Source organism: Stenotrophomonas sp. YJH_SMC_105-26, from assembly GCF_059368915.1.
Genome location: NZ_JCAFSD010000005.1, coordinates 156,102 through 182,141, shown reverse-complemented (window position 1 = coordinate 182,141; position 26,040 = coordinate 156,102). Strand labels below are relative to the sequence as shown.

At 68.3% G+C, this 26,040-nt stretch carries 20 protein-coding genes and 1 pseudogene; 6 read left to right on the top strand and 15 right to left on the bottom strand.

Features of this window, described 5'->3' with window-relative positions; translation table 11 throughout:
• Positions 1-4: 4 nt before the first annotated feature.
• From AC5P7F_RS13780 to AC5P7F_RS13730, 11 genes are all read right to left on the bottom strand, one after another.
• Positions 5-466, bottom strand: a complete 462-nt coding sequence (locus tag AC5P7F_RS13780; protein WP_049440896.1) for a DUF3613 domain-containing protein — start codon at positions 464-466, stop codon at positions 5-7.
• Positions 463-1,353 (bottom strand): tetratricopeptide repeat protein, encoded by an 891-nt coding sequence (locus AC5P7F_RS13775; protein WP_164077794.1) that lies wholly within the window; start codon positions 1,351-1,353, stop codon positions 463-465. Before AC5P7F_RS13775 ends, AC5P7F_RS13780 begins: the two co-directional genes overlap by 4 nt.
• Positions 1,353-2,288, bottom strand: coding sequence for a type II secretion system F family protein (locus tag AC5P7F_RS13770; protein WP_014647461.1), 936 nt, complete (start codon positions 2,286-2,288; stop codon positions 1,353-1,355). The genes AC5P7F_RS13775 and AC5P7F_RS13770 overlap by 1 nt, the downstream gene beginning before the upstream one ends.
• Before the next feature lie 28 nt (positions 2,289-2,316).
• Complete coding sequence (locus AC5P7F_RS13765) at positions 2,317-3,273, bottom strand: type II secretion system F family protein (RefSeq protein WP_164077795.1); 957 nt, start codon at positions 3,271-3,273, stop codon at positions 2,317-2,319.
• 2 nt (positions 3,274-3,275) lie between these two features.
• Positions 3,276-4,625 carry a TadA family conjugal transfer-associated ATPase gene (locus tag AC5P7F_RS13760; protein WP_014647459.1) on the bottom strand — a complete coding sequence of 450 codons (1,350 nt, stop codon included), beginning with the start codon at positions 4,623-4,625 and terminating at the stop codon, positions 3,276-3,278.
• Positions 4,610-5,866 carry a CpaE/TadZ family protein gene (locus AC5P7F_RS13755; protein ID WP_481462523.1) on the bottom strand — a complete coding sequence of 419 codons (1,257 nt, stop codon included), beginning with the start codon at positions 5,864-5,866 and terminating at the stop codon, positions 4,610-4,612. The genes AC5P7F_RS13760 and AC5P7F_RS13755 overlap by 16 nt, the downstream gene beginning before the upstream one ends.
• Before the next feature lie 27 nt (positions 5,867-5,893).
• Positions 5,894-7,252, bottom strand: a complete 1,359-nt coding sequence (locus tag AC5P7F_RS13750) for a type II and III secretion system protein family protein (RefSeq protein WP_049440895.1) — start codon at positions 7,250-7,252, stop codon at positions 5,894-5,896.
• 18 nt (positions 7,253-7,270) lie between these two features.
• Positions 7,271-8,305 carry a Flp pilus assembly protein CpaB gene (cpaB, locus tag AC5P7F_RS13745; RefSeq protein WP_164077796.1) on the bottom strand — a complete coding sequence of 345 codons (1,035 nt, stop codon included), beginning with the start codon at positions 8,303-8,305 and terminating at the stop codon, positions 7,271-7,273.
• Positions 8,306-8,330: 25 nt separating this feature from the next.
• A complete protein-coding gene (locus tag AC5P7F_RS13740; RefSeq protein WP_164077797.1) occupies positions 8,331-8,807 on the bottom strand; it encodes a TadE/TadG family type IV pilus assembly protein in 477 nt (158 codons plus the stop codon).
• A complete protein-coding gene (locus AC5P7F_RS13735) occupies positions 8,804-9,349 on the bottom strand; it encodes an A24 family peptidase (protein ID WP_046431106.1) in 546 nt (181 codons plus the stop codon). The genes AC5P7F_RS13740 and AC5P7F_RS13735 overlap by 4 nt, the downstream gene beginning before the upstream one ends.
• Positions 9,350-9,438: 89 nt before the next feature.
• Positions 9,439-9,627 (bottom strand): Flp family type IVb pilin, encoded by a 189-nt coding sequence (locus AC5P7F_RS13730; protein ID WP_164077798.1) that lies wholly within the window; start codon positions 9,625-9,627, stop codon positions 9,439-9,441.
• Between the two features lie 693 nt (positions 9,628-10,320).
• Here AC5P7F_RS13730 and AC5P7F_RS13725 point away from each other — a divergent pair.
• The 4 genes and pseudogenes from AC5P7F_RS13725 (at position 10,321) to AC5P7F_RS13710 (ending at position 18,767) form a co-directional block, all read left to right on the top strand.
• Positions 10,321-11,301 carry an AraC family transcriptional regulator gene (locus AC5P7F_RS13725; RefSeq protein ID WP_481462524.1) on the top strand — a complete coding sequence of 327 codons (981 nt, stop codon included), beginning with the start codon at positions 10,321-10,323 and terminating at the stop codon, positions 11,299-11,301.
• A 235-nt stretch (positions 11,302-11,536) separates the two neighbouring features.
• A pseudogene (locus tag AC5P7F_RS13720) lies at positions 11,537-17,457 on the top strand (ESPR-type extended signal peptide-containing protein).
• A gap of 61 nt (positions 17,458-17,518) precedes the next feature.
• Positions 17,519-18,355 (top strand): OmpA family protein, encoded by an 837-nt coding sequence (locus AC5P7F_RS13715; RefSeq protein WP_164077800.1) that lies wholly within the window; start codon positions 17,519-17,521, stop codon positions 18,353-18,355.
• A 148-nt stretch (positions 18,356-18,503) separates the two neighbouring features.
• Positions 18,504-18,767, top strand: coding sequence for a DUF6959 family protein (locus AC5P7F_RS13710; protein ID WP_223224455.1), 264 nt, complete (start codon positions 18,504-18,506; stop codon positions 18,765-18,767).
• Between the two features lie 80 nt (positions 18,768-18,847).
• On the opposite strand, the gene AC5P7F_RS13705 is transcribed toward AC5P7F_RS13710, so the two are convergent.
• Positions 18,848-19,675 (bottom strand): methyltransferase domain-containing protein, encoded by an 828-nt coding sequence (locus AC5P7F_RS13705; protein WP_164077801.1) that lies wholly within the window; start codon positions 19,673-19,675, stop codon positions 18,848-18,850.
• Positions 19,676-19,738: 63 nt separating this feature from the next.
• Between AC5P7F_RS13705 and AC5P7F_RS13700 the strand changes: the two genes are divergently transcribed.
• Positions 19,739-20,146, top strand: a complete 408-nt coding sequence (locus tag AC5P7F_RS13700; RefSeq protein ID WP_069116465.1) for a MerR family transcriptional regulator — start codon at positions 19,739-19,741, stop codon at positions 20,144-20,146.
• 73 nt (positions 20,147-20,219) lie between these two features.
• On the opposite strand, the gene AC5P7F_RS13695 is transcribed toward AC5P7F_RS13700, so the two are convergent.
• The 3 genes from AC5P7F_RS13695 to AC5P7F_RS13685 form a co-directional block, all read right to left on the bottom strand.
• Positions 20,220-20,936 (bottom strand): MgtC/SapB family protein, encoded by a 717-nt coding sequence (locus AC5P7F_RS13695; RefSeq protein ID WP_014647448.1) that lies wholly within the window; start codon positions 20,934-20,936, stop codon positions 20,220-20,222.
• Positions 20,937-21,037: 101 nt separating this feature from the next.
• On the bottom strand, positions 21,038-22,810 hold the full coding sequence (locus tag AC5P7F_RS13690; RefSeq protein WP_239510532.1) for a chloride channel protein: 1,773 nt from the start codon (positions 22,808-22,810) through the stop codon (positions 21,038-21,040).
• A 62-nt stretch (positions 22,811-22,872) separates the two neighbouring features.
• Positions 22,873-24,954: a TonB-dependent siderophore receptor gene (locus AC5P7F_RS13685; RefSeq protein WP_164077803.1), complete on the bottom strand. Its 2,082-nt coding sequence runs from the start codon at positions 24,952-24,954 to the stop codon at positions 22,873-22,875.
• A 131-nt stretch (positions 24,955-25,085) separates the two neighbouring features.
• Between AC5P7F_RS13685 and AC5P7F_RS13680 the strand changes: the two genes are divergently transcribed.
• Complete coding sequence (locus AC5P7F_RS13680) at positions 25,086-26,006, top strand: M14 family metallopeptidase (protein ID WP_046431082.1); 921 nt, start codon at positions 25,086-25,088, stop codon at positions 26,004-26,006.
• The last annotated feature ends 34 nt before the right edge of the window (positions 26,007-26,040 follow it).

Sequence of the window (26,040 nt, the reverse complement as noted above, 5' to 3'; positions counted from 1 at the left end):
TACCTCAGCGTCCGGAGGAGGAGGCATCCTTGGACCGGGCAACATCGGTCTCAAAGAAGTCCGGGATCTCGTGTTCAAAGCTCTTCAGGTAACGCGCATAACTCAGGGTGGCCTGGTCGCCCAGGATCGGCAGGCGCTGGCCGGCCTGCTGTCCCGACGCCTGCAGGCGGAACAGGTTGCGGGTGGCTTCGCCGCTCTGCAGGCGCGCACGCGGTGTTGCCGGCGGGGCACCGTCGGTTGCGGGGAGTGCCGGTGGCACCGCTGCCACCGCCGCGGATGCGGCGGGTGCGGCCAGCTCCACGGTGGGAAGCGGCTCGGCCTGCATCGGTGCTGCGGCCGGTGCCGACGGCAAGGGGCCACCTAGCATCTGTCCGGTCAATGGCTGTTGCTGGGCCTGCACGGCACCGGCAGCAAGCAGGCAGGACAGCACGGGCAACAGGCGTCGGGTCAGGCGCATCGCAGTCATGGTGTGCTTCCGGTCGGGTGTTCGGTGGTGCTGAAGCGTTCCAGCATCGACGGTGGCAGGCGCTGCGGATCGCGCTCGTCACGTGCTTCGCGGCGTGGTTCGGCTGCCAGCCGGGTGCTGCCCGACGCACGGGCGCCGTGTTCGCTGCTGGCCGCGGACGCAGGCGCAGGGGCGTTGACGGCGGCCGCCGCCTGCCGCTGCTGCAGGCGCGTGCGGATCTGCTGGGCCTGCTGCTGGATGCTGCGGCGCGTTTCGTCGTTGAGGTTGGCCTGTGCCGCCAGGCGCTCCGCGGTGGCCTGGTCGCCGCGCAGGAGCGCCCACAGTGCGAGATTGGCCGTGGCCTTGGCGTTGCCTGGCGACAGTTCCAGGGCCTTGGCCAGCGGCTCGCGCGCCTGGTCGAACTGGCCGGCGCGCAGCCGCGCATAACCCAGGTCGCCCAGGTAGTCGGTGTTCAAGGGCTGCAGTTGCGTGGCGCGCGCCAGCGCCTGTTCGCTGCCGGCGTCGTCATCGCGGCGTGCAGCGATCAGGCCCAGGCCGTGGGCGGCCGCAGCGGCCTGCGGCCCGCTGGACAGCTCGCGATACAGCGCGACCGCTGCGTCGCTCTGGCCAGTCTCGCGCAGGGCGTCGGCCTGCAGCAGGCGCAGGGCGGGGCGATCACCATAGCGTTGGCGGAAGGCCTCCACGTGGGCGAGCGAGGCATACCAGGCGCCCTGCTGCTGCATGCGCTCGATCAGCTCCAGATAGGTGTTGCGGCTGTCCTGCGGATCGGGCTCCGGCGGCGCAAGGCTGGGCGACCGCACGTACTTCGGCGTGGTCGATGCGCAGCCACTGGCCAGGGTGGCGAGGGCGACGGCAAGCAGCAGGCAGGAGGTGCGCAGGGCAGGCATCAGGGCGATCCCATCTTGGACATGGTGGTGGCCAGCGCGACCAGCGCTGGACCGGCAAGCACCAGCATCAGTGCCGGCAACAGGGTCAGCATCATCACCACGGTCATCTTCACCGAGAGCTTGCCGACCTTTTCCTTCAACGTGTTGCGGCGCTGCTCGCGCAGGCGGATGCTGAACTGGCGCAGCGGTTCCTGCACGGCGCCGCCGTGCGCATGCACCTGCAGGATCAGCTGCATCAGGCTGGCCAGGTCGTCATCGGCGTAGACCTCGCTCAAGCGCCGCAGTGACTGCGCGCGGGTGCGGCCGTGGGTGTAGGCCACGTTGGCTTCCTGCAGTTCGCCGCCCAGTACCGGCAACGCATCGCGCAGCTTGTCGCCCAGCGTCTGCAGGCTCTGGTCCATGCTGAAGCCCACGCCCTGCAGCAGGCGCAGCAGGTCGATCAGCAAGGGCAGTTCGTTCTCGACCGCGCGGCGGCGGCGCTTGACCCACGACGACAGCACGAACTTGGGCAGCAGCAGCCCGGCCGCCAGCGCACCGATCACCACCATCACCCTGGCCAGACCGTGCGCGCTGCTGAACGCCAGCGCCAGCGCCAGCACCAGCAGCGCAAGCAACAGGCGCAGGCCGAGATAGATGGCGGTGCCGCGGCGCGTGTTCCAGCCGGCCAGGTCCAGCAGCAGCCTGTCCTCGTTGGCCAGCAGCGCGGCCTCCAAGCGGCCACCACTGAGCGAGCGCCCGAAGCGCTCGAGCCAGCCCAGCGAGTCGCGGCGCGTGGCCTCGGTGTCGCGGGCTTCCTCGCGCGGCTGCAGGGCGGTCTTCAGCGCGGCCGAGGTGCGGTGCTCGCGATGGCTGCGCACCCAGCCGGCAATGCCGAGCAGGGCGACGCCCGCTGCCAGCACCAGCAGCGAAAGGGCGAACCAGGCGCTGGCGCTCATCGGGCACCTCCCGGGTAGCTGCGGGCGGTCATAGCGATTTGGCCAGGCGGTACAGCAGCAACGCCCCGAGCAGTTCCAGGCCCAGTGCGATCAGCAGGATCCTGTGGCCGAGCGGGTCATGCAGCACCGGCTGGAAGAACGCCGGGCTGGAGATCGCCATCAGCACCGCACTGGCCGGTGGCAGCAGCCCCAATACCCAGGCCGACATGCGGGTTTCCGAGGTGGTGGCGGCCAGCTCCTGCTGGGCCTGCTCCAGGTCGCGCATGAAATCACCCATGCGCTGCAGGATCTGGTCGGCGCGCCCGCCGATGCGCACGCTCACCCCGATCACCACTGCCAGCACCTTCAGCACGTCCATCCGGTACGGCTGTGCGGCCAGGCTCAATGCACGATCCAGCTCCATGCCGCTGCGCGCATAGCGCACCGTGGTGTCCAGCAGGCCGCGGAGTGGCGCGCTGGTCTGCATCGAAGACACCTGGAACGCGGCCTGCAGGCTGTTGCCCAGCGCGGTGAGGCGGACCAGGTTGTCGAGGAAGTCCGGCATCTGGTGCAGCAGCTGCGCGCGCAGTCTCGTGATCCGGCGCATCACCCACAGCCAGCAGCCCAGCAGGTACAGCAGAAGGGTCAGCGGAAACATCCAGGCCGTGCCCAGCCGCACCGCCGCCACGACCGCAAGCACCAGTCCCGGTACCAGCAGCATCAGTGGCAGCTTCCAGCCCGGCTGCAGGCCGGCGCGCTGCAGGACGCCATCCCAGGGTAATGCGCGGCTCCCACTGCTGGCGGGGCGGGCCGAATCGTTCGCCGCCGCAACGGCAGGCCCGGCCGGCGCCGCACCGGCCGTGCTGCCGCGTGCCAGCTGCTGCTCGGTGTGCTGCAGCGAGGCCTGGCGCTGTTCACGGCTGCTGGCGGTACCCCACAGCCAGACGGCCAGCGCCAGCAGCACCGAGATGATGCTCAACACGCCCAGCAGCAGGCCGGTGCCCATGTTCAGAAGTCCCCGTAGAGTGATTCGCGCAGCTGCTGGCGGAACGGCTCCAGCTTGTGCGAATGCGGATGGAAGCCCAGGCCGATCCAGCGGTCGGTCTCGCGGCCGGTGCCATCGATCTGCACCTCGTGGCGGAACATCTCCTGGGTGGTGATCAGGTTGTCGCTGACCCCGGTGATCTCGGTGATCGAGACCAGCACCCGGCGCCCGCTGCCCAGTCGCGAGATCTGCACGATGAAATCAATGGCGCTGGCGATCTGCCGGCGCAGGCTGTCTTCGCTGCCCTGGAAGCCGGCAAACCCGGCCAGCATCTCGATGCGGTACAGGCAGTCGCGCGGCGTGTTGGCGTGGATGGTGGCCATCGATCCGTCGTGGCCGGTGTTCATCGCCTGCAGCATTTCCAGCACTTCAGCGCCGCGCACTTCGCCGACCACGATGCGGTCCGGGCGCATGCGCAGGCTGTTGCGCACCAGGTCGCGGATGCTGACCGCGCCCTGGCCCTCGGCGCCGCCGATGCGGCTCTCCAGGCGCACCACGTGCGGATGGTTCAGCGAAAGCTCGGCGGTGTCCTCCACGGTGATGACGCGCTCATCGGCCGGCACGTAGCTGGCCAGGGCATTGAGCAGCGAGGTCTTGCCCGAGCTGGTGCCGCCGGAGACCAGGATGTTGCAGCGCCCCAGCACCATCGCCTTCAGCAGTGCCTGCATCGGTGCGTCGAAGGTGCCCTTGGCGAGCAGTTCGTCGGGGGTGAACGGGTCCTTGCGGAACTTGCGGATGGACACCATCGGTCCGTCCACCGCCAGCGGCGAGATGATCGCGTTGAGGCGGCCACCGTTGGGCAGGCGCGCGTCGACCATCGGATTGGAATCATCCAGCCGGCGGCCGAGCGGGGCGAGGATGCGGCGCAGGATGCGCAGCAGGTGGGTATCATCGGTGAAGCGCTGGGTGGCGCGCTTGAGCTGTCCGCCCTGCGAAACGTGCACGTCCTTGAAGCCGTTGATCAGGATGTCTTCGATGGAGGGGTCGTGGAGCAGGTCGTCCAGCGGGCCGAAACCGGTCAGCTCCTTGACCAGTCCCTCGGCGACGACCTGCATCTCTTCTTCGTTGATCGGGATGCGCCATTCCTGGATGAAGCCCACGGTCTGCACCTGCACCCAGCGGGCGATGGTGTCCGGGGCCCAGGAATCGATGTCGATGCGCTCGTCCTCGATGCTGTTGAGCAGATGCTCATGCGCGGCCGACAGCACCTTCTGGTACTGCTCGGTCTGCGCGAACGGCAGGTGGCCCGGGGCAGATTCGGGCAGTACCGGGCGGGCAACGGCGTGCGGGAACGGGGTTACCTTGTCTTCCATTGCGATCCACCCAGGGCAAGGGAGAGTCTTTCCCGCAGGCCATGCGGCTGGACCGGGCAGGCGGCCGGATCCAGGCGCGACACGAGCGGGGCGAGGGCACGCAGATAGGGGTCGCGCGGGGCATCCTGCAGCAGCAGGTGTCCCTGGCTGGCGGCCAGGCGCACGCGCGGTCGTTCGGGCAGCGTCGCCAGCAGCGGTACTTCGAAGCGGCGTGCGATCTGTTCCGGGCTCATGCCGCTGCTGTCATCGTGGCGGTTGATCACCAGTTGCAGGCGCTTCTCGCGCTCACGCTGGCCCGCCAGGTGCTTCAGGGCCTGGTCCAGAGAAACCAGCGTGGCGATCGAGGCATCGGTGACCAGCCAGATCTCGTCGGCCTGGTCCAGCAACAGGGGCGGAAGCTGCCGCAACGGGCAGCCGCCGGCATCGCACAGCACGCTGGCGAACACGCCGCGCAGGCGCTGCAGCAGCGCGCCAGGATCCGAGGGCGGAACGGCATCGCTGCCACTGGCACGATCCAGCAGCACCAGCCCGGAGTCATGGCGCGCCATGGCCGTGCGGGCGAGGGTGGCATCGATGCGGCTGGCATTGCGCAGCGCGTCTTCGTAGTGGAAGCGGCTGTCGAGATTGAGGTACAGCGCGAGGTCGCCGGAGGGCTGCGCCAGCTCCATCAGCAGGCCGTCCTGCTGCACGGCTTCGCCCTGGGCCAGGGCGCGCGTCTGCTGCGCCAGCACCGAAAGATGTGCGGCCAGGGTGCTGGTGCCGACGCCGGCGCGCACACCCAGCAGCACGATCAGGCGTGCCTTGTGTGCGTGCTGGGCAACCGCTGCCGGGCGCGGAGACAGGGCGCGCTGCAAGGCCGCCTCGATGCCTGCGTCGTCACTGTCCAGGTCCAGTACATCGCGCAGGCCGGCGCGCAGCGCGATCACCACGCCTTCGACCTGGCCGGCGCTGGTGGCGCCCACGGCCACCAGCGGCAGGTCCGGTTGGGTCTGCTGCAGCTGCTGCGCCAGCACGCTCGAGGCGGCCGCATGCTCGGGCCGGAAGTCGAGCAGCACCAGGCTCTGCGGGCCGCGTTGCAGGTCCTGGGCGGAGGTGGGGGCGTTGCTGTCCTGCCAATGCAGGGCGGTGCTCGGCGGCAGCTTGGCGGCCAGCCGGGGCAGCAGTTCGCGGTCGATGCCGTACAGGACCAGGTTCATTGGCGGTCCTTGCGGATGCAGCGGCTGGGCGGTGGCGTAGGGCATGGGCGTGGTATCGCAGGCATCATGGAGTCAGCGCGAGAATCCGGGCACCGGGTCCTGGCTGACCGGACCCAGCAACCAGGAACCCCACTCGGGGAGATGCGGCCTGGCTTCGCGCTCGCCGGGCAGCGGCAGTTCGGTGTTGCGCGCCAGTGGCTGCACCAGGCGCGGGGTGACGATGATCACCAGCTCCTTGTCCTGGCGCTTGTAATCGAAGTTGCGGAAGAACGAGCCGATGATCGGCAGGTCGCCCAGCAGCGGAATCTTGCTGACGTTGGAGACGATGTTGGAGCTGACCAGGCCCCCGATGACGAAACTCTCGCCATCACCCAGCTCGACGGTGGTGTCGGCGCGGCGGGTGGTGATCGAGGGAATCTGCACGTTGTTGAGCACAATGGCATTGCTGTAGTCCAGGTCGCTCGCTTCGGGCGCTACCTTCAGCGCGATGCGGTTCGCTGCCAGCACGGTCGGGGTCACGGTCAGGCCGATGCCGAACGGCTTGTAGGTGATGGTGGTGGTGCCAAGCCCCTGCGGTTCCAGGATCGGCAGTTCGCCACCGGCCAGGAAACTGGCGCTCTGCCCGGACAGCGCCACCAGCGTCGGCTCGGCCAGTACGCGGGCCATGCCATTGGCCTGCAGCAGTTCGACATCGGCGTTCCACAGCCCCTTGGTCGAGCCGAAAACAAGGCGGAACGCCGAGGAAATCGGCGAGACGGCCTCGTTGCTGCTGTTGCCTTCCTTCATGCCGGGCAGCAGGCCGGTGTTGCCCGGCAACCCGGTGCCGGGCCGCGCGAAGCCGTAGGCGAAGCCGCCGTTGCGGTTCTGGAAGTTGATGCCGATCTGCTTCATCGCGGTCTTGTTGAACTCGACCACCTTGACCTCGACCTGGACCACACCGCCGCTGCTGATGGTGGACGTATCGGCAAGCGCACCTTCCTTGCCCAGTGCCATCGCCGCCGTGCGTTGTTCCTGCATGTGCGAGAGCACGCTGTCAGTGCTTCCCTGCAAAAGGCCCTGCTGGTCCTGCTGGGTGAACACCAGATCGTTGCCGCCGGTGCTGGCCGCACCCTGTACGGCGCTCTGCACCCGTACTGTCACCCGTTGCGGCTCGGCCTGCTTGCGGTGCCACAGCAGCAGGGTGGTGGTGCCGGGCATCCTGCCCACCAGCAGCGCCTGGCGCTGGCCGCGCAGCATCACGATGTCGGCAACGCCGGGGTCGGCAATGGCCACCCGTTCCAGGTCGGCCGGCAGGTTCCAGGGACGCTGCTCACGGGCCTGCAGCACCAGGTCATCGGCGGCCACGCTCGTTGCCGGTGCCAGCAGCACCAGCATCAGGGCCAGCCACCGCTGGCGGGGAGAAAGGCGTGGACGGCGGCGACGTTCGGTCATGGATGCGCTCGATGCAGGTCAAAGGGAGCCACGGGGGGCGGAACTGTCGCCACGGATGATCTCGATACCCGAAGCGCGCGGGGCGCTGCGACGGGGCGCCGGCGCACGTGCGGGTGCATCCGCGTTGCTGCGTGGCGGGGCACTGTCGCGGCCGGCCAGCGCGTCGCCGTCGATACCGGCGAAGGCGTGGTTCTCCGGGCGCTGCAGTGCCAGCTGCTGCTCTGCGTCGAGCCCACGCAGCGGATCGATCACGCCGCGCGACTGAGGGAACAGTGCGAGGTCGGGCAGGCCCGTATCAGCGGGATTGCGCAGCGCCAGGAACAGCTTGCCCTGCTGCGCACCCAGCAGCAGTCGATTGGCGTCGGCCACCGGTACCGCCAGCACCGCGCTGCGCGCGGGTTGCGGGGCTTCATTGCTGCTGTGGCTGCCGCCACTGCCGGTGATGTCGGCCGCGCGCGGGTCGTTGCGGGTGTCGGCCTCGCTATTGGAGGTGGCTTCCGAGGCGACCGGCGCGATGTCCTGCTGCCCATAGCTCAGCACGCGCAGGCGCGACAGCAGCAGGCGCGTCTGCGCGGCTTCGGCGGGGCTGTTGATGCTGGGCTGGGCATTGCGCAGGTTGAGGAAGACGTCGACGAAGTCACCGGGAAGGATGCGGTTGCCGGCACCAACCAGTTCGTCCACGGGCACGGCCAGTGCGCGCTCGCCCGGCCGCAGCTGCAGCGAGAAGCCCTGTGCCAATGCGCTGCTGCTGATCGGGCTGCCTTCGGCGATGTCCTGCACCGGCACCTTGCCGACCACGGCGGCGATGCTGGTGGCGGCACCGGCGACGGGGGAGGTGCGCTGGGCCAGGCGCAGGTCGTTGGCGCTGATCGGCTCGCCCGCGGGCAGGCGCGCCACGGCTTCCACCACCGTGATGGCCTGCACTTCGTTGTGCGCGATCGGCGCGGCCGTGACCGGTGCGGCCGGTTTGCGCCCGATCATGAAGGCGATCAGCGCCAGCAGCACGGCCAGGCCGATCAGGGCGACGGCAGCGATGCGGGTCAACTTGAGCATGGAACCGTCTCCAAAATACCGGTCATCAGTTGCCGCTGCCGAGATCGAGCTGGGCGACCGCGACGCTGCGGATGGGAGCCTGCATCACCCACTTGTAGAGCGTGGCGGTGCCGGGCAGGAAGGGATGGCTGGCGTAGTCGTAGCTGACTGTCACGGTCATGCACTGGGCCGTGGCCAGGCCGGCGCAGGGCGCCTGCGCGGACACCACGATGGCATTGCTGCCCCCCGCGCTGCAGTCCACGTTCTGCTTGGAGAACTGCAGCAGCCATTGCATCGAGGTGCGTGCGGCGACGCAGGCGGCGGTGCGCCGTTCGCCGGCCGTGCCGTAGCGCAGCGAGGCGCGCGCGCCTTCGGCCGAGGCGGTGGCCAGGGTCTGCTGCGCTGCCATGATCATCACCCCGGAGAAGGTGAACAGCAGCAGCGGCAACAGGCCGAGCATCAGCATCAGGGCGAACTCGATGCTGGCGACGCCGCGTTGCTGGCGCGGGCTGCGGATGTTCATGGTGCACCTCCGTAGATGCTTGCCAGCACCCAGCCGATGGCGGCGAGTGCGAGGTAGGCGGCATAGGGAATGCCACGTCGTCCCTGGCGTGCGGCCTGCATGTCGCGCAGGGCCGGATGCGCGTGCCATTGCGTGCTGGTGCGATTCACCTGCATCTGCAGGTGGCCGGGCAGCAACACGCCCAGGCGCCGGCCCGCCAGCACCAGCACGGCGTGCAACCCGGCGGCGAGGCTGGCAACCAGCCAGACCGGCAGCAGCGCCTGCCAGCCCAGCATCAGCCCCAGCACGGCAAAGAACTTCACGTCGCCGGCGCCCATCCAGCGCAGGGCATAGAACGGCAGCAGCGCCAACAGGCCGAGCGCCGCGCCGGCAACGTGGGGCAGCCACGGCTGGCGCGGCGCACTGAACTGGCCGAAGACGATCACCACGGTGGCGATCACGCAAGCGGCGATCAGCCAGGCGTTGGGCACCCGACGGGCATACAGATCACTGATCGCGATCCGCAGGCATACGCCGATGGCCAACAATCCCAGCAGTGTCATCGCACACTCCGTGGTCCGTCACTGGACGGTCTTCGCCTGGTTCCATGCGCCCCACCGTCGCGGCTCTGCCGGCCGCGCGCGGTCGCCGCTCAGGTCGTCGAGCCCGACGCCTTGGTGGCCAGTGCGGAGAGGTTCTTGAACAGCGTTTCGAAGAACCCCTTGATCTGGTCGTTGCCGACCGCGATCAGGACACCAGCGATGACGGCAGCCAGCAGCCCGTACTCGAGCGCGGTGACACCGTCTTCTTCCTTCAGGAATTTGCGGATCGATGCTTTCATGACCAATGTCTCCCTCTACCTGTCTGCGGATGCAGTACACCTGCGTTGGGCGGTGGCCCGGCTCCGCCGGGATCGTCCGTGGGCCTCCGCGCGTCCTGGCGGAGGAGGCACGGCGGGATGGACCCGCTGTGCTCAAGCAGGGTGATCGTCTCCAGGCTGGCCGCCAGCCGCACGGTCGCGACCGCTCGGCCCGGGGCCGGTGGTCGAGGCATCCAATGATGCGTGCGTGGTCATGCTGTCCCCCTGGGTGCGGCCGGATCAGTTGGCCGGATCACCGTGCTATCGACTTTGCCTGAATGGACGTTGGCTGCAACAGGAACCTATATGCAAATTCGGCAGAAACCCCGGGATGCTGAAACTTTCAGGCCGTTTCTGTGACGAGAATCCTTTCGAAGGCAAAACGATTCATGGTCGTGCAGATTATGTGATTTCCATTTTCCGGCGCATGCGAGGACCGTGCCAATGGCGCCGACATTTTGTTCATCTGTGTATCTTTTTTCTTCATTGCAGCCCGCGGGTTTACCTTCGCCGATTATCGGGCATACTCGCATTCAAGCTGTTGCATTTCCATGGTTGGCCGCATCGGAGCCGATGCGGCCTGCACGACAACGGAAGTGGTTTCTGGATCGCTGCGCGCCCTGTCAGGCAGTGGGGGCCGCATCGCATGGCGGATCAACGGGGGACAACACTGTCATGGTCGATGGTGGGGTAGGAGACAGCGGCGACAGCGGCCTGCGGTCGATAGACCTGGCCACGCTGAGCGGCGTGCTTCGTGTCTGTGATGTCGAACTGCTGCTGCTCGATGGCAATGGGCCACGTGCGGCATTCGCTTCGCGCGTGCACGAGGAAGCCCTGTTCTGCAGCATCAGCTGCGGTTTCCACTGCCGCGGCCGTTTCATGCTGCCGCCGGACTGGGCGATGCTCGGGTACCTGCACGCCACCGATGAGACGCTGAGCTGGTGCCATGGCGTACCGCTCACGCCGGGGATGGCGTTGACGATCATGCCGGAAGGCATCAGTGAGTTCACCCTGAGCCCAGGCACGCACATGACCCTGATGCTGCTGCCGGTGGCACGGGTGCAGCGCAAGCTGACCGAACTGAGCCTGCGCAGCACGCCTCCCGCTGGCCAGGCACTGTCACTGTTCAATCTGGCCAGCGAAGGCACGCCGTTGGCACGCCACTACCAGCAGCTGCACCTGCAGCTGGGGCAGGGTGCAGGCCTACAGCCGGAAGAAACTGAAACCCTGCTGCACGAGCATGTGCAGGCCCTTCTGGGTGCCGGTGCGGCGGATCGCCCGGGTTGCAGCCGTGCACGGCGTACGCATTATCTGATCGCACAGCGGGCAGAGAACTTCATGCGGCTCAACCTGCGCCGCAATATCTACATGAATGAAATCTGCGATGCGGCTGGGGTCAGCGAGCGCGGCCTGCGTTATGCGTTCGAGGACCTGTTTGGAACCTCGCCCAACCGGTATCTCTCCATGCTGCGCCTGTGCGCGGCCTGCCGCAGCCTGTCGATGGCCGATTCCAGCCGTCGCTCGGTGAAAGCCATCGCCCTCAGCTGCGGCCTGTGGGATCTTTCGCGCTTCGCCGACAATTACCGCAAGGTATTCGGCGAACTGCCGCGCGATACCCTGATACGCGCGCCCGCGCAGATCGGCCAACCGGCCTGAGCCAAGCCCCGCAAGGGTTTTCGCGGCATTCGTGCCGGAATTGCACATCCGCTTGCCGATCATGTTGCCGCTTCTGCATAAACGGCTGCCGATTCCGGCCGTGGATTTGCCGGAATGCGCGATTGTCGTGCCGGATTGAAGTGCGCCGCCACCGTTGCAACCGCTGAAATGTCAGTCACCTGCCTAACGGCAAGTCCACTGACATTCCAGTTGTTCGCCTACGGGGGAAATGCTCATGAACCGCATCTACCGGCGTGTATGGAACCGCCAGCTCAATGCTCTGGTTGTGGCCTCGGAACTGGCCACCGGCGACAGCGGCGGCGCCGCACGCGATCCGCGCGCCTTCCTGCTGATGCCCACCGCGCTGGCCCTGGCACTGCTGTGCGCGCTGGCCAGCGGCCACGCAGGGGCATCGGAAACCAATCAGTCGCTGCGCGACCTGCAAGCGCTTGCGGCGAAGTATGCGCAGCCGATGCCGGTCAAGGTCGATGCGGAAGTGGCCTTGGCTGCCGCCGCGCGACAGGCGCAGAGCAGCCCCGCGATCAGTGCGGACGCTCGCCTGGGCCTGCAGTTGAACACCACATCGCTGCCGGTGGTGCGTGACGTATTGCCGGCCGCCGTGCAGGTGAAGCTGGCAGCGAACACCACGCCGAAGCAGGTGGCCGTGCCGGCGCTGGCGGCCGATGTACGCGCCACTGTCGGCCTGGGCAACACTGCGATCAAGGCGGCACAGGTGGATGCATCGCTGGCAGCGCACGTTGCGCCGGGCGCGCAGGCGCCGCTGGGCGTGGCTGCCGATGCGCGCGCCAGGGCCAAGGTCGGCATCGCTGGCCATCAGGTCGCTTCGATCGATTCGGGTGCCCAGGCGGCAGCGGGCCTCAGCGGTTCGTCCCTGAAGGCCTCTGTCGACGGCGACACCGACGCGCATCTGGCGGTGGCTGGCCATCACATCGAGGGGCAGGGCCAGGCCCGGGCGACGGCGGCGGTCACGCTGCCGGCCAAGGAGGAACTGCCGGGTGACACGCATGATCGCGCCATCAGTGCCGCGTTCGATGCCGGCGCCGCGGGCAAGGTGCGCGTGCAGGCGCCGGACGGCCAGGAAGTAGTCGCCGATCGCAACCTGAAGCTGGCCGGGCAGGCAACCGTAGCCGCGCAGCACAGCGCGCTGGGCGTCGGCGGTCTGGTGGGCGGAGCAGTGGATGCTGTCGGCGGGACGCTTCACGGTGCCGCGGGTGCGGTCGGTAGCACGGTGGGTGGTGCGCTGAACGGCACCGTTGGCGCGGTTGGCGGTGCAGTGGGCGGCGCTCTGAACGGTACTGTCGGAACAGTCGGTGGCGCAGTGGGCGGTGCACTCAACGGCACAGTCGGCGCGGTCGGCGGTGCAGTGGGTGGCACGCTCAACAACGCGGTGGGCGCAGTCGGTGGTGCGGTTGGCGGTGCACTGAACGGCACGGTAGGCACGGTCGGTGGCGCAGTGGGCGGCGCTCTGAACGGTACTGTCGGAACAGTCGGTGGCGCAGTGGGCGGTGCACTCAACGGCACAGTCGGCGCGGTCGGCGGTTCAGTGGGCGGCACGCTCAACAACACAGTCGGCGTGGTCGGTGGTGCAGTTGGCGGTGCACTGAACGGCACGGCAGGCACAGTTGGCGGCGCCGTGAGCGGCGCGCTCAACAACACGGTCGGTGCGGTCGGTGGTGCTGTGGGCGGAGCTCTGAACGGCACCGTTGGCCAGGTCGGCAGCGCAGTGGGCGGTACGCTCAACAACACGGTCGGTGCGGTCGGTGGTGCTGTGGGCGGAGCTCTGAACGGCACCGTTGGCCAGGTCGGCAGCGCAGTGGGCGGTACGCTCAACAACACGGTCGGCGCAGTCGGTGGTGCAGTTGGCGGTGCTCTGAACGGCACGGTCGGCACAGTTGGCGGCGCAGTCGGCGGTGCACTGAACGGCACCGTCGGTACCGTCGGCGGTGCGGTGGGCGGAGCTCTGAACGGCACCGTTGGCCAGGTCGGCGGCGCAGTGGGTGGCACGCTCAACAACACGGTCGGCGCAGTCGGTGGTGCAGTTGGCGGTGCTCTGAACGGTGCTGTCGGCACTGTTGGAAGTGCAGTGGGCGGTGCGCTCAACGGCGCGGTTGGCCAGGTCGGCGGCGCCGTGGGTGGCGCTCTGAACGGGACTGTCGGTACGGTCGGCGGTGCAGTGGGCGGCACGCTCAACAACACGGTAGGCGCCGTGGGTGGCGCTCTGAACGGGACTGTCGATACGGTCGGAGGTGCGGTGGGTGGCGCTCTGAACGGCACTGTCGGCCAGGTCGGCGGTGCAGTGGGCGGTACGCTCAACAACACGGTGGGCGCAGTCGGTGGCGCATTGAACGGTACTGTCGGTACCGTCGGCAGTGCGGTGGGTGGCGCTCTGAACGGCACCGTCGGCCAGGTTGGCAGCGCGGTGGGCGGCACGCTTAGCAATACCGTCGGCACGGTCGGTGGTGCAGTGGGCGGCATTCTCAACGGCACCACCGGTAGCCCCGGCACAGGCCTGGGCGGCGTGCTGGGAAGCACGCTGGGCAACGTCGGCAGCGCGGTGGGCAACCTGCTCAACGGCAATCTCAATGGCACCGTCGGCAACCTGGGCAGCGCCGTGGGTGGCCTGGTGGGTGGCACGCTCGGCAGTCTCGGCCTGACCCAGCCGTCGGCGATCCCGCCGACCAGCCCGAAGGCACCGGCGCCGGCCGACCCGAATGCCGGCCTGATCATCGGCACCGGTGGCCTGGTCGGCAATGTCGGCCAGCTGATCGGGCCGACCACCACCAGCCTGTTCGGCGGCAATGGCTACCTGAGCAATGGCAATCTCAAGCTCAGCAACGCCAACGTCATGCAGACCTATTCGGCGGTCAACGTGCTGGGTCTGCCGGTGGTCAACCTGTCACCGGTCGGCAGCACGCTCAACGGCCTGGGTGGCGCCGCCACGGGCGGCAGCTCGCACCTGACCCTGATCGGTGGCGTCACCTCCGACAGCTATATCTACAACATCAACAACGGCAATCCCGGTGGCCTGCTGGGCCTTCTTCTGCCGACCGATTCGCCGGCGTGGGCGGCCAAGTGCCTGGACATCGCGCTGGCCGACATCTCCTGCTGGGCCGTCAACGCCGCGCAGGACTACCAGGTGCTGATGGGCGATGGCGCCTTCGCCAACGGCTCGAAGGAAGTGGTGATCGGCGCCAACGCACGCCATGAACTGCCGAAGGTCGATGCCAATGTCGCCTTCCCCGGTGATGGCGTGAACGATCCCAGCAACCCGACCGGCGTGCCGACGGCCGACTACGCCGCGCGCATGGGCCATTCGGTGATCGTCGGCGACAGTGCCGTCGGCACCGCCAACGGGCAGACCCTGCTGGGTGCCGAGTCCACCTCCAACCAGGCCAACTCGGTCGCGCTGGGCTACCGCTCGGCCGCACTGCGTGGCGCGCAGGCCAGCTACAGTGCCTACGGCCTCACGGCGCCGCAGTCTCGGCCGGTGAAGTATCGGTGGGCACCGCCGGTGGGGGCGAGCGCCAGATCACCAACGTGGCTGCGGGCAGCGGCAACACCGACGCGGTCAATGTAGCGCAGTTGAAGGGGGCCATCAGCCTGATCAATGGCGTGGCCGATGCCGCGGTGACCTACGATCTGGACGCCGGCGGCAATCCGAACTATCGACGGGTCACCCTCGGCGCAGGCACCGGCACCACCACCATCGGCAATCTCGCCGCCGGTGCGGTCACCGCGGGCAGCCTCGAGGCCGTCAACGGTGGCCAGCTGGCGGCCACGAACAGCGCGATCGCCAGCTTCTTCGGTGGTCGTGCAGCCTTTGACCCGGCCAGCGGCATCTTCACCGCACCGCTGTTCGAGATCAGCACGATCTCCACCACCGGCGCCATCGCCCAGGGCCTGTACACCAACGCCACCGATGCCTTCGCGGCGGTGGATGGTTCGCTGGTCAACCTCAACACGCAGATCACCGATATCCGCAACGGCGGTACCAAGTACCTGCGGGTGAACTCGACCGGTACCGAGGCCGTGGCCAGCGGCGCCGATTCGATCGCGGTCGGCACCAATGCGCGGGCGACGGCAGCCAACAGCATCGCAGTGGGTGCGGGAAGCCTTGCCGATCGTGCCAACACGGTTTCCATCGGTGCCGCTGGTGCAGAGCGTCAGGTCATCAACGTGGCGGCCGGTACCGCGGCCACCGATGCGGTCAACGTGGGACAGCTGCAGGCCTCGGAGCAGGGGGCACTGCGCTATGACCTCAACGCCGATGGCAGCGTCAACTATGCCAGCGCCACGCTGGGCCAGGCCGGCACCGCCACCACGCTGCGCAATCTCGGCCCGGGCCAGGTCAGCGCCACCAGCAGCGAGGCCATCAACGGGGCCCAGCTGTTCGCCGCCAACCAGGCCGTGGCCACCCACCTCGGCGGTGGTGCTGCGGTCAGCGCCAGCGGCGTGCTGACCGCACCGACGTACTCGATCAACAACGTCGCCGCCAACGGCACCGTGACCAAGGGCAGCTACAACGACGTCGGCACCGCCTTCGATGCGGTCAGCAACTCGCTGGCCAACGTTGCCGACCAGACCGGCGAGATCGACAAGCTGGCCGTGAAATACGATGTCGACGGCAGTGGCAACGTGCTCAACAGCGTGACGCTGACGGGCACCGGTACCGGTGCGGTGAAGATCACCAACGTCGCCGCCGGCAGCATCCTGGCCGGCAGCAGCGACGCCATCACCGGCGACCAGCTGTTCAGCACCCACAGCACCATCGCCAACTACTTCGGCGGCACCACTGCCTACAACGGCACCACCAACGCGTGGACCGCGCCGACGTTCAGCATTTCCAGCATCGCCACCGATGGCACCTTCACCAGCGGCGATTACAACAACGTCACCGCCGCCTTCACTGCCGTCGATGGCTCGCTGAAGGTCCTCAACCAGCGCATCACCAACGGTGGCGGTGGCAGTGCCTACCTGGCGGTGAACTCGACGGCGGCCGCAGCCACCGCGGCCGGTGCGGAAGCGGTGGCGGTCGGCCCGCAGGCCAGTGCAGCCGGTGCCAACAGCGTGGCGGTCGGCAACGGTGCCAGCAGCAGTGCCGGCAACAGCGTGGCGCTGGGTGCCGGTTCGGTGGCCAGCGTTGGCGCACAGAGCGGCTATACCGGCGCCTACGGCCAGACCGGTGCCAGCAACTCGGCCGGTGAGGTCTCGGTCGGCAGCAGCGGCAGCGAGCGCAAGATCACCCACGTTGCCGACGGCTCGGACACCTACGACGCGACCAACGTCGGCCAGCTGAAGAACGGCGTGAATTACGCCATCGACGAGTCGAAGAAGTACACCGATCAGAAGATCCAGAACATCACCAACGTGGCGGGCAGCTTCCGCGCCAACAACACCAACAACCTGGCCGATCCGTCCGCCAGCGGCGCCAACTCGGCCGCCGGTGGTGCAGGCTCCACTGCCGCCGGTGCCAACTCGACCGCGCTCGGCAATGGTTCACAGGCGCAGGCCGACAACTCGGTGGCATTGGGTGCGGGTTCGGTGGCGAACCGGGCCAACACGGTCTCGGTGGGTGCCAGCGGCGCCGAACGCCAGGTGGTCAACGTGGCCGACGGCTCGCAGGCCACCGACGCGGTCAACGTGCGCCAGCTGCAGGCCTCGCAGCAGGGCACCATCCGCTACGACACCACGGTGAACGGTGCGACCAACTACAACAGCGTCACCCTGGGCAGCACCAGCAGCGGCCCGACCACGGTGCGCAACGTTGCCGCTGGCACCGCCGGTACCGACGCGGTCAACGTGGATCAGCTGAAGTCGGGCATGGCGCAGACCCTGGACTGGTCCAAGGCCTACACCGACGAGCGCATGGGTGGCTTCGAGCGCGACCTGCGCAAGACCGACAACCGTGCTTCGGCCGGTATCGCCTCGGCGATGGCCACCGCAGCGCTGCCGCAGCCCAGCGAGGCGGGCCGCAGCATGGCCTCGATCGCGGCTGGCAGCTACAACGGCGAATCGGGCGTGGCGCTGGGCATCTCCGGTGTCTCCGAAGGCGGGCGCTGGATCTACAAGTTCAGCGGTTCGACCAACAGCCGTGGCGAGGCCGGCGTGGCCGTCGGTGCCGGCATCCAGTGGTGATCCCCGCCGCCGGGCCGCACCCGCGGCCCGGCATCGCGGAAACGTCTACAGGGGGAATGACATGAAACAGCATCGCATCGCCCGCGCCGGCCAACATGCCGCTACGCTGGGCCTGATCCTGGGGATGGGCCTGCTGGCCGCCTGCCGCAGCCATGCGCCGGCCATCGACGGTCCCGTCGAAGCCACCGCCGTGCAGTTCCCGGAGGCCTCCAGGGCCTCGTTGAAGGAAGGCATCTATCCGGACGTCGCCGACCTGCGCCGCTTCGCGCCGGGCATGAGCAAGCGGCAGTTGTACACGCTGCTGGGCACGCCGCATTTCAATGAAGGCATGTGGGGCGTGCGCGAGTGGAACTACCTGTTCAACTTCCGCACCGCGCAAGGTGCGGAGTATTTCACCTGCCAGTTCCAGGTCCGCTTTGACAGCAAGGGCATCGCCCAGGCGGGTTACTGGAAGCCGGAATCGTGCGCGGCCGTGCTGGAGCCGCCGCGGCCACCGGTCCCGCCGGCACCGGCACCGCTGCCGGAACAGCCGCTGCGGCTGTCGGCCGACGCGTTGTTCGGCTTCGACAGCGCGGTGCTGAGCGCGGAAGGGCAGCAGGCGGTGCAGGGCATCCTGGCGCAGGTACGCGAAGCCGCACAGGTGCAGTCGATCAGGGTGACCGGCTATACCGACCGTATCGGCAGCGCCAGCTACAACCAGGCGCTGTCGCAGCGCCGCGCCGAGGCCGTGCGCAGCGCGCTGGTGCAGGGCGGCGTGCCTGCGGCCAGCATCAGCGCCGAAGGACGCGGCGCGGCTGAGCCGATCGTGCAGTGCGGGCAGCGCAACCGGCGCGAGCTGATTGCCTGCCTGGCGCCGAACCGGCGCGTGCAGATCGCCGGGATGGCACAGCCCCGTTGACCCTCCTGCGCCGGGGCGGTGCCCCGGCATCCCGAGTCCCCCCTGACCGCCGGCAGGCGTGGCAACGTCTCCCCCGTCGTCCACGCCTGCCTGCGGCTCAGGTCTACAAACGGTGCACGCGATGAATGCCCAATTCCTGCCACTCTCCATGAAGACGGAAGCTACGCTCAGCGTGTACGGCCAGCTCGGCAACCATGCCGTGGTGCGCATCCCGGGCCGGCGCCTGCCCGGCTTGATCCTGCAGGCCGATACCGTGGCAGGGTTCCTGGCCCAACTGCAGGAAGCCCAGGCCTGCCTGCGCAGCGGCCGCGCACAGCGCACCGACGCCGAGCTGGACATGCTGATCGACGTGCTGCAGCAGTGGTACGCCTTGATCGAATCGCGCCTGGCCGACGCCGGCGAGGCGCTGTAAAGAAAAAGGGGACGGAGGGGATTAAGTCGTTTCCTGCACACGCGGGGCAAGAACGACTTAATCCCCTCCGTCCCCTTTTCCTACGCGCGGGCGCGGACCAGCCAGCAGGCGGCATCCACGCGTACGCGGTCGCCTTCGATGAACGGCGCGAATGCAGCCAGCGCCTGGTGGCGAAGCACGGCGGCACGGGCTTCCGGCATTGAGCGCAGGGCCAGCCCCAACGGGCCCAGCTGGCCGACATAGGTGGGCAGGTCTTCGCGGGCGATCGAGCAGGGCAGGTCTACCGCAACCACCTCCACATCCTTCCAACCGGCGGCCTGCACAAGCCGCTGTACCCGCCCGCCATCGGCGAAGGCGAACTGTCCCGGCGCGCCGGGTACCCGGGGCGGCAGATCCAGTGCATCGCCGATGGCGCGCTCGGCCGTGGTCATGAATGGATTTTCGTCGGCACTGCGCCAGGCGATGAAGCGCAGCCCAGCGCGGGGTGTCGCGGCACGATGCAGGTTGGCGAACGCGGCCTGGCTGTCCTCGAAGAACATCACGCCCAGCCGCGACTGGATCCAGTCGAAGTGCGCGGACGGCAGAGGATGGCGCTGCGCGTCTGCCACGATGAAGTCCGCGTCCAGTCCCGCAGCCTCGGCGCGCTGGCGGGCCAGCGCCAGCATCGGCGCGGAGATGTCCAGGCCGGTGCTGTGTGTCGCTGGGCGTGCGGCGGCTGATGCCAGCAGGCTGGCACCGGTACCGCAGCCTACATCCAGCAGTTGCATGACGGTCTCCGGAAGTTCGGCCACCAGCAGGTCGGCCATGGGCTGGAACAGGCCATCGAGAATGGCCTGCTGCGCAACCCAGACCTGGCCGCCAGGACCGTTCCACAGGGCGCTCTGATCAACGGGGGATGTACGGGTCATGGTCTTGCCTTGCAGGGAAGTCGCCCATAGGTTGGCGCTTGAAGGTCACTTGAGGTCAAGCCCGTGCGTGAACTGGATATCGGCGAAGTGGTCAAGCGCAGTGGCGTGCCGGCCTCGACCCTGCGTTACTACGAACAGCTTGGGCTGCTGCAGGCACTGGGCCGTCGCGGCCTGCGCCGGCAGTACGACGAGCAGGTGCTGGAGCGGCTGGCACTGATCGGCCTGGGCCAGGCGGCCGGGCTGTCGCTGCAGCAGATCGGCGCATCGCTGCCGCCGCAGCGCGGATGCCTTACGCTGGATCGTGAGGCCCTGCTGGCGCAGGCTGATGTGCTGCAGCGGCAGATCATCCAGCTGCAACGGGTACGCCGGCACCTGCAACGTGCGGCGGCCTGCCCGCAGGCAGAGGATGCCCGGAAGTGCGGCTCGTTCCGGAAGCTGCTGCGGGCACAGCAGCGCATGGCGGGTGGGTGAGAGAAGCGTATCCACGCATGGCGTGAATCCACTGCAGCACGACCTCGGCAGATCCACGCCCTGCGTGGATGATTCAGTCGCGGGTGCTGACTTCCCACGTGGCATGCAGCACCCCCGGCACGTGCTCCATCCGTGCCAGCACCAGATCCAGCTCGTCGGCACTGACCGCGGTACTGACCAGCACCGCGATCACGTCGGTAGGCGCGTCGGCATGCTCGACCACCTGCACATCGCCCACCGGATACTGCGCGGCCTCCAGCGCATCGACCAGTCGCTCGCGCACCCGCGGTACGGCTTCGGCATCCACGCTCAGGCGCACTTCGTAGGTGGCTTCGGTCGCCGCCTCGTTGATCGGGATGCGGTTGATCGCATTCACCAGCGGCCGCAGCAGCGTGTTGCCGGCGATGATCAGCACGGTCAGCAGCACGCCCTCGGCCAGCATGTCCGCGCCGGTGCAGCTGCCGACCGCCGCCGAGCACCACAGGGTGGCGGCGGTGTTCAGGCCGCGCACGTTCATGCCTTCCTTCATGATCACGCCGGCGCCGAGGAAGCCGACACCGGAGACCACGTAGGAGATCACCCGTACTGCCTCGGCGCTGCCGGCGATGCGCATGCCCAGGTCGACGAAGGCGGCGGCGCCCACTGCCACCAGCACGTTGGTGCGCAGGCCGGCGGTGCGTTGCCGGTACTGGCGCTCGGCGCCGATCAGCGTGCCCAGCACGAAGGCGGCCAGCAGGCTGACCACGGTGTCGGCGAAGGGACCGGCCTGGAAGGTCTCAATGAAGCGCATGGCCGGAGTCTACCCGGTCGAGGTGACAGTAGATCCACGCCATGCGCGGATTTCGAAAGTGTCAGAAACGACTTAATCCCCTCCGTCCCCTTTTTGCGGGGTCAGTCGGTGTCGTCGACGCGCTCGCCCATCAGTTCGCGCTGGCGCTTGTCCAGTTCCTCGGCGTAGCGCTTGCGGACGAAGGCTTCAGAGACCACGCCCAGGACCTGGCCGTTGGCGGCGACCACGGCCAGTTCATCGGCCTGGGTCTGGTCGAAGCGCTGCATCACGCTGACCACGTCCGCGGCCGGTGACAGTGACACGTCCCGGTTCTCGGCCAGCTCGCCGATCATGGTCTCCGGCTTCACGCCGTCGCCGTAGACGCGCGGAATCTGCACGATGCCTGCGTAATGGCCTTCGCTGTCGATCAGGATCACCCGGCTGCCCGAACCCAGCGGGAAGCGCTGGCGGAACGTGGCGGCATCGAGATCGGCCGGCGCGGTAGCCACGCCCTTGCGCATCAGCCGGCCGGCGTTGAGGTTCTGCACCCAGCCCACGTCGCGTGCGCTCTTGATGGTCTCGCCGCGCAGGTGCATGCGCCAGGTCGAGAACGAATAACCGAACCACTGCCGTACCAGCGTGCTGGAGACCAGCACCGCACTCATCACCACGCTGGTCAGCAGGAAGTCGTGGGTGCCTTCCAGCACCAGCATGGCCATGGTCATCGGTGCGCCGACCACGGCGGCGGCCAACGCTGCCATGCCAGCCAGCGCGGCGGACGTGGCATCGATCACCGGCACACCAGTGGCCATCGCCAGCAGGCCGGCGAACAGGGCGCCGACCAGGGTGCCCATGAACAACGAGGCGAAGAACAGGCCGCCGCGGAAACCAAACCCGAGCGAGATGCCCGAGGCCAGGCACTTCAGGGTCAGCAGGCCGCCGATCCAGATCAGCGGCAGGTGCGTGGTCAGGTCCAGGTGCAGCGCGCCATGGCCGGACGACAGCACCTGCGGGCTGGCCAGGGCCAGCGGAATCAGCAGCAGGCCGCCCACCACCGGCCGACCCCACAGCGGCAACGGGCTGCGCTTGACCGTGCCTTCGATCGAGGCGATCAGCCGCATCACCGCGATGCCGACCATCGCGCAGCAGCAGCCAAGCAGGCCGTAAATGGCGTAGTCGGCGGCGCGGACATCAATCGTCGAGGCAGCCGGCAGCAGGTAGGGCTCGATGCCGGCCTGGTCGGCCACGAATGCACCTGCCAGCGCGGCCACCGCCACTGGCGCCAGTGCGGCCGGGGTGTAGGCGCCGATGACGATCTCGAAGGCGTAGAACGCGCCGGCCAGTGGCGCCCCGAAGGCGGCCGCGATGGCACCGGCGGCACCGGCGCCGACCAGGATGCGCACGTCGTTGCGGCGCAGGCGCATCACCCTGCCCAGCTGCGAGCCGCTGCCCGCTCCCATCTGCGTATACGAAGCCTCCAGCCCGACCGAGGCGCCGCAGCCATTGGACAGCAGGGTCTGGGTCAGCACGATGAGGTTGTCGCGCATCGACATGCGCCCGCCATGCAGGGCATTGGCTTCGACCGCATCGAGCAGGGGCCGCTTGAGCCGGGTCGCGGCCAGGCTGACCAGGCCGACCAGCAGGCCACCCAGCGGCAGCACCAGCAGTGCGGTCCAGGTCAGCGCGGGCAGGGAGCTCAGGCGCATGCCGTCGTCCAGCCCGTACAGGGTGCCCTGCAGCCAGCGTGCGATGCCGGACTGCAGCAGGGTCAGGTAGCCGGCGATCAGGCCGACCAGCAGGGCAAGCGCGATGAACCACAGGTCGCTGCCGCGCAGGCGCAGGCGCAGGCCCTGGAAGGCCAGATGCAGGCGCGATGGCGAAACAGGCAGTGACATGGTGGCGGCATGATACGCCGCCACCGTGGTCGCCGCCGTCACTGCATCGGGCGGTTACCGCGTCAGAAGCGGTAGCGGCCCTGCACGTAGAAGGTGCGTGGCGCGGCCACCATGCGGCCGGCGTTGCCATCGACGTTGCGGGTGTACCAGCGCTTGTCGGTCAGGTTGTTCACGCCCAGCGCGATCTCGCTGTCGTCCAGCCCCGGCACCTGCCAGGCCACCTGCGCGTTCCACAGGCGCACGCCCGGCACGCGGCCCACGCGCGCGTCAGCGGTTTCTTCCCAGGTGTTGGCGGCATCGGAGAACTGGCCGCTCTGGTGGGTGCTGGAGACATTGAAGGTCCAGCCGGCCAGTGCGTAGCGGGCGCCGACGCTGTCGGTGTCGCGCGAGTAGAAGGGCACGTCCAGGCCGCGGTTGTCACCGGACTGCTGGATCGCCTGGGTCCAGGTGTAGTTGGCGTACAGCTCCAGCCCGGCCAGCGCACTGTCCTCGGCGAAGTGGTACTCCAGCGCGCTCTCCACGCCCTTGTGGTCGGTGGCGCCGATGTTCTGGAAGGTCGGTGGGGTGATCCCCGGCACCTGCAGGATCTGGTTGTCGAAGCGCATCTTGAACACGGTCACTTCCGCGCGCAGTGCGCCGTCCTGCCAGCGCGCGCCCAGTTCGGCGGTCTTTGCCACTTCCGGTTTGAGCGGATTGCTGGCGGTCTGGGAATTCAGCTGGATGTTCTGCACCGGCCCGAACGAGGTGGTGTAGTTGCCGAACACAGTCAGCCGCGGCGTCAGCAGGTAGGCGATGTTGAGCGAGGGCAGGGCCTTGTCGTTGAGGCTGCTGAAGGTCGCCGTGCCACCGGCCTGGCGGCGGTCCATGTCGATCCATTCCATGCGCACGCCCGGGGTGATCCGCCACTGGCCGATCGCGATGCGGTCGTCGATGTAGAACGCATGGGCATCGGTCGCGTTGTCGAAACGGGTGGTGGCACTGGCCACGCCGGTGCGGCGGCTGACGGTGTAGCTGCGGTCGTTGCCCCGTTCGCGCAGGAAGCGGTAGCCGGCGGTGATGTCGTGCACCGTGCTGCCCCAATGCAGGCGCTGGGTATAGCGCGGCTCGATGCCAAGCACGCGGTAATCGCGCGGCTGCACGGTCAACTGGGTATTGGCCGCGTTGATCAGCGAGCTGGCGCGGCTGCTTTCGTTGTAATAGGCCAGCACCTCGAATTCGCTGTTGGCCGACAGCGTGTTGGTGTAGCCCAGGTCGATGCCGGTGCGGTGGCCCTTCCAGAAATCGGTGGAGCGGGTGTTCTGGAACGGGTCGGCCTCGTACTGGGCGCGGGTCAGGCCGCCCGGCGTCAGCGAGCGCACATCGTAGTACGACAGCTTGGCACGCAGTTCCTGCTGCGCGTCGATGGCATAGGCGAACTTCAGCGCCAGGTCGTTGAAGCGGTCATCGCTGCCCTGGCGCCAGCCACGCCCGTCCTGGCCGGAGTACAGCAGGGCCGCGCCCAGGCCGTTGTCGCCGGTGCCGCCGAGGAAAGCGTTGTACTGGGCACTGTCGCCGCCGCCATGGTCATGGGCGGTGTAGCGCACGCCGGCCTCACCGTGCAGGCCGGGGCCGGTGGGAATGGCGCGGGTGCTGAAGTTGATGATGCCGCCCACGTTCTGCGGGCCGTAGCGCACCGCGCCGCCGCCGCGCACCACGTCGATCGATTCGATGTTGGACAGGCTGGTCGGCGCGAACGACAGCTGCGGCTGGCCATACGGCGCCACCGCCAGCGGTACGCCGTCCAGCAGTACGGTCGAGCGCGGCGAGTAGCGCCCGGTCAGGCCGCGCACGCCGATGTTCAGCGAGACCGAGCTGCCGGCCGTACCGGAGTTGTCGGTGACCTGCACGCCGGGGATGCGGCGCATGGCATCGCCGATGCTGGCCGCGCCGCTGGCCTCGATGCGCTGGCGGTCGACCACCGTGCGCGCGCCGGCGAAGCGCTTCACGCTGTCATGCAGGCCGGTACCCAGCCAGCTGCCAGAGACCTGGATGCTGTCGAGCGTGGTAGCGCCGTCCTGGGCGAAGACGCTGGCGGCCGGAAGCAGGCACAGGGTGAGGGCGGCGGCCAGGGGCAGGCGGGCCGGTTGCAGGGCGTGGATGGGCATCGGTGCAGGCTGTGGAAGGTCGTAAATGAGAATTATTGCTTATTCCATTCGCCAATGGAATGCGCGTCGGGTTCATGCCGTTGCCCCGGTGGTAGAGTGGGCGATTGCTTCCTGACTCGCCGAGATCCGCCATGTCCCAAGCCGCCTTCTACCCCGTCGGAACCCCTGGCCAGCCGTGGGGAGCGGCGGAACGGGAGCTGTGGCGTGGCCGCCAGCAGCGCCTGCGTCGCTATGACCAGGAGGTGCTGCCGCGCATCGAAGCGCTGGCCTCGCGTTTCGACAAGGTGGCCTATGGCCAGCTCGACTACGCTGGCGAGACCTATACGTTGTTCGCCCTGCGCAGCCGCGACTGGAACCCGGCGCTGCCCGCCGCGCTGGTTACCGGTGGCGTGCACGGCTATGAGACCAGTGGCGTGATGGGCGCGCTGGAGTTCCTCGAGAAGCACGCCGCCGACTATGCCGGCAAGGCCAACCTGCTGGTGGCGCCGTGCGTGAATCCGTGGGGCTTCGAGCGCATCAACCGCTGGAACTTCGATGCGATCGACCCGAACCGCAACTTCCGCGCCGATGGCCCGGCCCGCGAGTCGACCGCGCTGATCGAGCTGGTTGCACCGATCAAGGGCCAGTTCGTGCTGCACATCGACCTGCACGAGACCACCGACAGTGATGAAAGCGAGTTCCGCCCGGCGCTGGCCGCGCGTGACGGCAAGCCGTTCGAGCCGGGCCTGATTCCGGATGGCTTCTACCTGGTGGATGACAGCGAGGCCCCGCAGCCGGCCTTCCAGCAGGCGGTCATTGCCGCCGTGGAGAAGGTCACCCATATCGCCCCCGCCGACGACAAAGGCGAGATCATCGGTTCGCCGGTGATCGCCCACGGCGTGATCGAGTATCCGCTGGTGAAGCTGGGCCTGTGCGCCGGCATTACCGGCGCGAAGTACACCACCACCACCGAGGTCTACCCGGACAGCCCGCGGGCAACCCCGCAGCAGTGCAACGACGCACAGGTGGCAGCGGTGTGCGCGGCACTGGATTACGCGCTCGCCCATCGCTGACAGATAAAAAGGGGACGGAGGGGATTAAGTCGTT